This is a genomic window from Parvibaculum sp. (assembly GCF_030694575.1).
GTDB lineage: Bacteria > Pseudomonadota > Alphaproteobacteria > Parvibaculales > Parvibaculaceae > Parvibaculum.
Genome location: NZ_JAUYUS010000126.1, coordinates 20462 through 28707, shown reverse-complemented (window position 1 = coordinate 28707; position 8246 = coordinate 20462). Strand labels below are relative to the sequence as shown.

Below are 8246 nucleotides of genomic sequence, written 5' to 3'. Positions count from 1 at the left end.
GCGGATTTGAGCCAGGGTACGAGCACGAAGGCACGTGTCTGCTCCGCGGGCTTTACCCGAAAGCCGCGCTCACTGCGCTTCTCCGCGCGATCCTCGGTTTCTTCAGTCAATTAAAGTCCTTCAGCCCTCCTCCCCGTTGGTTTCAGGTTCGAAAAGCTGAACGGGTTGGGCCGGCATGATGGTGGATATCGCATGCTTATACACGAGCTGCGAATGGCCGTCCCGGCGCAACAACACACAAAAGTTGTCAAACCAGGTGACCACGCCCTGAAGCTTGACGCCATTTACCAGAAAGATGGTGAGGTTCGTCTTGTTCTTCCGAACGTGGTTCAGGAACGTGTCCTGCAGGTTGTGGGTCTTCTCATTCATGGGTAAACCCCACTTGTCGAGTTGGATGGGGCCGGACCTTCACCGCGCGGACCGGCTTTTTGTTTGCACCCCTTCCTGCCCATGAGCGGGAAAGAGGCTGCGGCTCTCGACTCATACAGTCAGTCGTTTCAATTCATGCTGCAAGTGCGAAATTTACTTCGCACATGCAAATCGATCCAAATTCCGCCGTTTTCTCCGGGGCATGCGCTCAAGAAAGCACGGCGACGCGTCCATAGGCTTCCCGCAAGCGGAGCGTCGTGGACCCCGGCGCCGCATTGCCTACGGGTTCCCCGTCGATCCGAACCACCGGAATGATGATGGCGGACGAGGCACTGACAAAAGCCTCGCGGGCGGCCTTCGCCTCCTCGGGCGTAAAGGGCCGCTCCACGAGTTCGATCCCCTCGAGCCTTGCGGCCTCGACGAGAACGCGGCGGGTGACGCCATTCAAAATATCGGGACCGGCGGGCCGGGTTATCAGACGGCCTTCGCTGTCCACGATCCAGGCATTGGTGGAAGAGCCTTCCGTGACGAAGCCGTCCTTGTCGACCAGCCATGCCTCATAGGCGCCGGCTTCCCGCGCAGCCTGTTTCGCGAGGATGTTCGGCAGCAGCGCCACGGATTTGATGTCGCGGCGTGCCCAGCGGAGGTCCGGCATGGTCACGACGGCGACGCCCTTCTCTACCGCGAGAGCAACGCGCGCCTCATTCAGCCGCTTCGCGGTCACGACGAGTGCCGGCCGAACGGAGGCGGGCGGAAACGGATGGTCGCGCGGCGAGACGCCCCGCGTGATCTGGAAATAGACCATGCCGTTCGAAAGGCGGTTGCGGCGAACGACTTCCCGCAGGATGTGGCGGAGCGCGGGGAGCGGCACCGGCAGGGCAATACGCAGCTCGCCAAGCGAACGCTGCATGCGCTCCAGATGCAGCGCCTCGTCCATCAGCTTGCCGCCTCGGACGCCGCACACCTCATAGATACCGTCGGCGAACTGATAGCCGCGATCCTCGATATGAACGCTCGCGTCCCGCTGACGCAGGTAGCGGCCATTGACATAAGCGATGCGTGACAAGCGGGGTTTTCCCTGAAATCAGAAAAATTCGAGGCTGACGCGGAACATCTGTTCGACCTTCTTCACCTGATCGGAGCGGGCAAAGAGAACGACGCGGTCGCCTGCCTCGATCTCGGTGTTGCCGCGCGGAATGATGACTTCGCCGTCGCGGATCACGGCACCGACAAGGATGCCATCCGGCAAGTTGACTTCACGCAACGGCTTGCCTACCAACGTCGATGTTTCGAGCGCTTCGGCCTCGATTACTTCCGCCGCGCCGTCATGCACCGACTGGAGACCACGGATACGGCCGCGGCGGACATGCTGAAGGACGGTCGAGACCGTGGTGCCCCGCGGATTGATGAAGGCATCGATGCCGAGGGAGCGCATGAGCGGCGCATAGGTGTTGTTGTTGATGAGGGCCATGGTGCGCTGACAGCCCTCGCGTTTGGCGACGACGCAGGAAAGAATGTTCGCCTGATCGTTGTTGGTGAGGGTGACGAGCGTTTCCGTTTCGGAAATCCCGGCCTCCTGCAGCAATTCCGGATCGAGCCCATCGCCGTGAAGCACGATGGACCGCTTCAGCCGGTCGGCGGCCTGCACGGCTCGCTCGCGGTCGCGCTCGATGAGCTTGACGCGCGTACCGGGATGATTGGCCTCCAGCTCCTGGGCGACGTGCAGGCCGATATTGCCGGCACCGACGATGATGATGCGCCGCGCCGTCTTTTCTTCGTGCCCGAAAATGCCAAGGGTGCGTTTGACGTCTCGAACATCGGAGGCGAAATAGGCTTCGTCACCTACCAGCATCGGATCGTTGCTCTGCGGCACGAAGAGTTCACCGTTACGGACGAGGCCGACGACACGCGAACGAAGGTCGGGGAAAAGGTCCGTCAGCTGGCGCAGGGGCGTGTTCGCAATCGGGCAGTCTTCCTCGACCGTGACGCCGACAACGCTGACTTTACCATCCGCAAAATTCAGGATGTCGAATGCGCCGGGCACGGCAAGGCGGCGCAGAACGGCCTTGCCCACCTCGAGCTCGGGCGAAATGATGACGTCGATCGGCAGGTGGTCCTGCGAGAAGAGGTCCTGAAAGCCAGGCTGCAAATAGCTTTGAGCGCGGACGCGCGCGATCTTGGTCGGCAACTGAAAAACCGAGTGGGCGACCTGGCACGCGATCATGTTCACTTCGTCGTAGAAGGTGACGGCGATCAACATGTCGGCGGACGCGGCGCCCGCACGTTCCAGCACATCCGGATGCGCGCCGTGGCCGACGATAGCGCGCACATCGAGCGCATCGGAAATCTGGTGAACGAGTTGCGGCGACTGATCGATGACAGTCACGTCGTTCTGTTCGGCGGCGAGCTGCCTGGCAATGCCGAAACCAACCTGCCCCGCGCCGCAGACTATTACCTTCATGATCGAACTTTCGGTGTTTCAGACAAAGCTTGCCGCCTCAAGCCGGCACGTCGGGCCGATTGGCTGCCGCGACGCCGAGCGATTTCAGCTTCCGGTGGAGCGCCGACCGTTCCATGCCGATGAAGGCGGCCGTGCGCGAGATGTTGCCGCCGAAGCGGCTGATCTGCGCCATCAGATATTCCCGTTCGAAAGTTTCGCGCGCCTCGCGCAGCGGCAACGCCATGATGTGTTCCCCGCCGGCGCCGTTCACCGTCATCTGCGCTGACGCGCCGACTTCGGCAGGCAGCATGTCGGCTGTCACCACCGCGCTCGGATCGCCCGATGTCAGGATCAGAAGCCGCTCGATATTGTTCCGGAGCTGCCGCACGTTGCCCGGCCAGTCATGCGCCTGGAGCGCCGCCATGGCGTCTTCCGAAACACGGCGCGCAGGCAGGCCGGTCCCCTTCGAGATCAGATCCATGAAATGTTCGACGAGAAGCGGGATATCCTCGCGCCGGGCCGCGAGCGGGGGCACGACGATCGGCACCACATTGAGCCGGTGGTAGAGGTCTTCACGAAACCGGCCCTTGCCGATTTCTTCGAGCAGATCGCGGCTCGAGGAGGAGACGACGCGAACGTCGACCTTGACGCGCGAACCACCGCCGACGCGCTCAAAGGTCTGGTCGACGAGCACGCGGAGAATTTTGCTCTGCGTTTCGAGCGGCATTTCGGCGACTTCGTCGAGGAACAGCGTGCCGCCATGCGCCTGCTCAAAGACACCGACCTTTCTGGGGCCCGCCGCGCTTTCTTCCGTGCCGAAGAGTTCGGCCTCCATGCGTTCCGGCGCCATGTTCGCCGCATTGATTGCGACGAAGGAGTGGTTCGCCCGGCGTGAGCGCGCGTGGAGCAATCGCGCCACGACTTCCTTGCCAGCACCGGCGGCTCCGGTGATGAGGACGCGGCTGTTGGTCGGTGCGACTTTGTCGATCGTTTGACGGACCTGGGCCATGGCGGGCGAAAAGCCGATCAGCGTGGTGTCGTCGCCAACGCGGATGCGAAGCTCGCTGTTTTCGCGGCGCAGGCGGAAGGCCTCGATGGCGCGGCGCACGACAAGGATGAGCCGATCCGCCTTGAACGGCTTCTCGATGAAATCGTAGGCGCCCTTCTTGATGGCGGAAACGGCCGTCTCGATGTTGCCGTGACCGCTGATGATGACGACCGGCAGGTCGGGATGCCTGTCGCGTATGACGTCGAGAAGTTCCAGGCCGTCGAGCTTGCTGCCCTGGAGCCAGATATCGAGAATCACAAGCCCCGGGCGGCGCGCCTCGATTGCGGCAAGCGCACGATCGCTGTCGCCGGCGCTACGGGTGTCGTAGCCTTCGTCGTTCAAAATGCCCGATACCAGCTCGCGAATATCGGCTTCATCGTCAACTATCAGAATATCAGACGCCATTAACCGCCTCTTCGGTTACATCCGCGGCATTGTACCTGCCGCTGTCCGCCTCTTGCGCAACATTTCTCTGAACCGGACGCTTCCGCGGAAACACCAGTTTCACGCGCGCACCGCTTTCCCATCCTTCGCTCGCCGGCGCATCTTCCAGCACCAGCTCGCCGCCGTGGTCTTCCATGACCTTGTTGACGATCGCGAGGCCGAGTCCGGTCCCCTTCGCCCGCGTGGTCATGTAGGGCTCAGTGAGGCGGGAGCGGTCGGTATCCGGCAGGCCGCAGCCGGAATCGGTCGCTGCGATCGTTATCGTATTCTCGTCCGCCGCAAGGGTAATGTGAATGCGTCCTGTCTTGACGTCGTCGGGCTTGCGGCGGTTCACCTCGCTACGGCCGTCCTCGTCATCTTCCTCGTCTTGTCCGCGAATTGCTTCGGCAGCATTCTTCAGGATGTTCGTCAGTGCCTGGCTGACGAGACGCCCGTCGCATTCCAGAATGGTGGGCGTATCCGGCAATGTCAGTTGGTAATCGATATCGGGATGACCTACACGCTGCAGGAAAGTTGCCTGACGGAGTATTTCGTTGATATCGAGCAGTTTCATCGATGCCGTCGGCATCCTCGCGAAGGACGAGAACTCGTCCACCATGCGCCCGATGTCGTTGACCTGACGAATAATCGTCTGCGTGCATTGCTCGAAGACGTCGGGATCGGTCTTGATCTCCTTGCCATACTTGCGACGCAACCGCTCGGCGGAGAGTTGGATAGGCGTCAGCGGATTCTTGATCTCGTGCGCAATGCGCCGCGCGACATCCGCCCAGGCGGAAATGCGCTGCGCGCGCACCAGCTCGGTGATGTCGTCGAAGGTGAGCACGAAGCCGCCCCTGCCTGAATCGGTCACCTCCCGTGTCACGCGGAGATTGAGCGTGCGGTCCTGTCCCGCGCGCGGAATGACGATCTGCGTCTGCGCGGTCCGGTCGGGATGAGCGCGCGCGTCGGCAACGGTCAGCGCCATCTCGGGTACCGCCGTTGCGATCATGCGTCCGATGAGTTCCGACTCAGTCAGTCCGAAAAAGCGCAAGGCCGCCCTGTTCGCGTGGGTGATACGGCCTTCGTTGTCGAGGCCGAGCACGCCCGCGCTCACGCCCGAAAGCACTGCTTCCGTGAACTGCCGCCGTTCGTCGAGCTGATGGTTCGCCTCGATGAGATCGTTGCGCTGGCTTTCAAGCTGACTGGTCATGCGGTTGAAGGCGCCCGTCAACATATCGAGCTCGTCGCCGGAGCCGCCGACGGGCACGCGTGCGCGCAGGTCGCCGACACTGACCCGCTCGGCCGCGCGGACGAGATGCGAAATCGGATCGACGATACGGTTCGCGGCCCATAGGCCGAGCCAGATGGCGGCAAGCAAGGTTATCAGCGCGACGGTCACGTAGATGAGCGCGAAGGTGACCTGGAACTGGCTGCGGCGGCTTTCGAGGCTTTCGTATTCGCTCACTGCCGCGCGCGTTTCAGCGAGGTGATTGAGCACGCGGGCGTCGACAAAGCGCGCGACGTAGAGATAGGTATCCGGCAACGAGGGAAGCGTCACAAGGGCCCGGATCTGGTTGTAGTCGTCCATGATGAAAAGCGCGACGTCTCCCGCCTTCGCCGTTTCGAAGTATTCCGCCGCCGGCATTCCGACATCGACGCTCGCACGGGCCTTGGCGAGGATTCGGCCGTCGGATTTGACGAGATATGCCGCCTGCAGGGAGCGCAGACGCATCTGGCCGGTAATCAGCCGCTGGAAGTAGGCGGGATCGGATTCGAGCAGAGTGGCTTCGCGTTCAAGGTCAGTCGCCATGGCGAGCGTGTCGCCGCGCAGCACCTGACGGTGCTCGTTGAGATAGGCCTCCGCGACGGTTTCCGCGTTCGAAATGATGAGCTGGGCCCGCTCGCCAAACCACGTGTCGAGCCCGCGGTTGAGCGTGACGGCCGCAAAAACGGCGACGATGATCGCCGGCATGACCGCCACGATGGCGAACATGGTGACGAGCCGCGCATGGAGCTTGGCGCCGGCCGTTCCGCTGACACGCGCCAGGATAATCCGGATCACGCGCCAGAAAATCAGCGCGAACAGGACGAGGACGATCGTCAGGTTCGCCAGCAGGAGGGAAATGAGGATGGGCCGCGTCGGAGAGAACGGAGTCAGGCCCGTCAGAAGCATGTAGGTAAAGGAGCCAAGACAGATGGCGGCGACCACAAGACCGACGGAAAGCGTCGTCGAGAAGCCACGACGGCTCACGAGCTGCCAAAGGCGGCTTTCCCAGCTTTCCGCCCGCCCGTCGCGGACCTCATTCGCCTGATCTGTCGGTACCATGCCTGTTCCTGCGCGGCGGCAGAGGACAACCGAAGGCCCAAGCCTTCCCAATACATGTCCCTGTGCCCGATGCGCCACGCTCCCTTGCGGCAGGGCGCCATTCTGTATCGGCAAGCGATACCATTCAACAACAATGTTGCTCGATTACATCAGTCTTGCGACAGCCGGAGTCAGGCACTTCTTATCGCGCAGAATGGCTATTTCAGGCCGCGAATAACCTGAATGTCGAGTTCGCGGATCTTCTTGCGCAGCGTGTTGCGGTTAATGCCAAGGAGATGTGCGGCCTTGATCTGGTTGCCGCGCGTCGCCGCGAGACTCATGCTGAACAGCGGCTTTTCCACCTCCTTGAGCAGCCGGTCGTAAAGCCCGGGGGGCGGAAGGTCGTCTCCGTGAACCGAGAATATCCGGTTCAGGGTCCGCTCGACCGACGAAGCCAGCGGCTCGTCGCCGGACGCCTGTTCGGCCGGTTTTCCGAAATCCGGCTCCGCGAGCTCCGTCTCGAGGATTGAGGCTCCGATGGTTTCCTCGGTGTAGAGGGCCGCCAGGCGACGGACCAGATTTTCGAGCTCGCGCACATTGCCCGGCCAGCGATAGCGCTTGAGAAGTTCCATGCCTTCGGAGTCGATGTTCTTCGGCGGCAGGCCTTCGTCTTCAGCCTGGCCGAGGAAATGGCGGATCAGATCGGAGATATCTTCGGTCCGCTCGCGCAAGGGGGGCAAACGGATCGGCACGACGTTGAGGCGGAAGAACAGGTCTTCGCGAAAGAGGCCCTGATTGATGAGCTGGCGGAGATCGCGGTTGGTCGCCGCGACGATGCGCACATCCGTCTTGATCGGCGTGCGCCCGCCGACAGTCGTGTACTCGCCCTGCTGCAGGACACGCAGGAGCCGCGTCTGCGCTTCCATCGGCATGTCGCCGATTTCGTCGAGGAAGAGCGTGCCGCCTTCCGCCTGTTCGAAGCGGCCCGTGGCACGCTGGCTCGCGCCGGTGAAGGCGCCCTTTTCGTGGCCGAAAAGTTCGCTCTCGATCAGTTCGCGCGGGATCGCCGCCATGTTGACGGCCACGAAAGGTCCGTTGCGGCGTCGGCCGTAGTCGTGCAGCGCGCGGGCGACGAGTTCCTTGCCGGTGCCGCTCTCGCCCGAGATCATGACCGTCAGATCGGTCTGCATGAGCCGCGCGAGGACGCGGTAGATGTCCTGCATGGCCGGGGAGCGACCGATCAGGGGTATCTTTTCGCCTTCTTCAGGCTGCTGACGCGCAATTGCCGGCTCGCGCGGCGCCGTCATCGCCCGGTCGACGACGCGGATCAGTTCGTTCAGATCGAAGGGCTTCGGCAGATATTCGTAGGCGCCGCGTTCCGCCGCCATGATGGCCGTCTTGAGCGTATTCTGCGCGCTCATGACCACGATCGGCAGGTCGGGCCGCGCCCGCTTGATCCGCGGAATAAGGTCGAAGGCGTTCTCGTCGGGCATGACGACGTCGGTGATGATGAGATCGCCCTCCCCCTGGCTCACCCACCGCCACAAGGTCGCGGCGTTGCCGGTCGAGCGGACCTCGTAGCCGACCCGGCCGAGCGCTTGATTGAGAACGGTGCGGATCGCCGCATCGTCGTCCGCGAGGAGGATGGTTCCGCTTGGCAT

The 8246-nt window shown here is 62.6% G+C and carries 6 protein-coding genes; all 6 read right to left on the bottom strand.

Going from position 1 to position 8246, the window contains the following annotated elements; genetic code table 11:
• Nucleotides 1-120: 120 nt before the first annotated feature.
• The gene (gene hfq / locus Q8S60_RS17825) at nt 121-369 is read right to left on the bottom strand and encodes an RNA chaperone Hfq (RefSeq protein WP_305277735.1); all 249 of its coding nucleotides are present in this window, start codon (nt 367-369) and stop codon (nt 121-123) included.
• 208 nt (nt 370-577) lie between these two features.
• Nucleotides 578-1435 carry a D-amino-acid transaminase gene (locus tag Q8S60_RS17820; protein ID WP_305277734.1) on the bottom strand — a complete coding sequence of 286 codons (858 nt, stop codon included), beginning with the start codon at nt 1433-1435 and terminating at the stop codon, nt 578-580.
• Nucleotides 1436-1453: 18 nt separating this feature from the next.
• Nucleotides 1454-2830 carry a Trk system potassium transporter TrkA gene (trkA, locus tag Q8S60_RS17815; protein WP_305277733.1) on the bottom strand — a complete coding sequence of 459 codons (1377 nt, stop codon included), beginning with the start codon at nt 2828-2830 and terminating at the stop codon, nt 1454-1456.
• A gap of 37 nt (nt 2831-2867) precedes the next feature.
• Entirely contained in the window at nt 2868-4262 is a 1395-nt protein-coding gene (locus Q8S60_RS17810; RefSeq protein WP_305277732.1) for a sigma-54 dependent transcriptional regulator, read from the bottom strand.
• Nucleotides 4252-6606 carry a PAS domain-containing sensor histidine kinase gene (locus Q8S60_RS17805; protein ID WP_305277731.1) on the bottom strand — a complete coding sequence of 785 codons (2355 nt, stop codon included), beginning with the start codon at nt 6604-6606 and terminating at the stop codon, nt 4252-4254. Before Q8S60_RS17805 ends, Q8S60_RS17810 begins: the two co-directional genes overlap by 11 nt.
• Before the next feature lie 197 nt (nt 6607-6803).
• Entirely contained in the window at nt 6804-8246 is a 1443-nt protein-coding gene (gene ntrC, locus Q8S60_RS17800) for a nitrogen regulation protein NR(I) (RefSeq protein ID WP_305277730.1), read from the bottom strand.

Coding starts and splice junctions, on each gene's coding strand:
- hfq (WP_305277735.1), bottom strand. CDS start 369: ATGAATGAGAAGACCCACAACCTGCAGGACACGTTCCTGAACCACGTT.
- Q8S60_RS17805 (WP_305277731.1), bottom strand. CDS start 6,606: ATGGTACCGACAGATCAGGCGAATGAGGTCCGCGACGGGCGGGCGGAA.
- ntrC (WP_305277730.1), bottom strand. CDS start 8,246: ATGCCAAGCGGAACCATCCTCCTCGCGGACGACGATGCGGCGATCCGC.
- Q8S60_RS17810 (WP_305277732.1), bottom strand. CDS start 4,262: ATGGCGTCTGATATTCTGATAGTTGACGATGAAGCCGATATTCGCGAG.
- trkA (WP_305277733.1), bottom strand. CDS start 2,830: ATGAAGGTAATAGTCTGCGGCGCGGGGCAGGTTGGTTTCGGCATTGCC.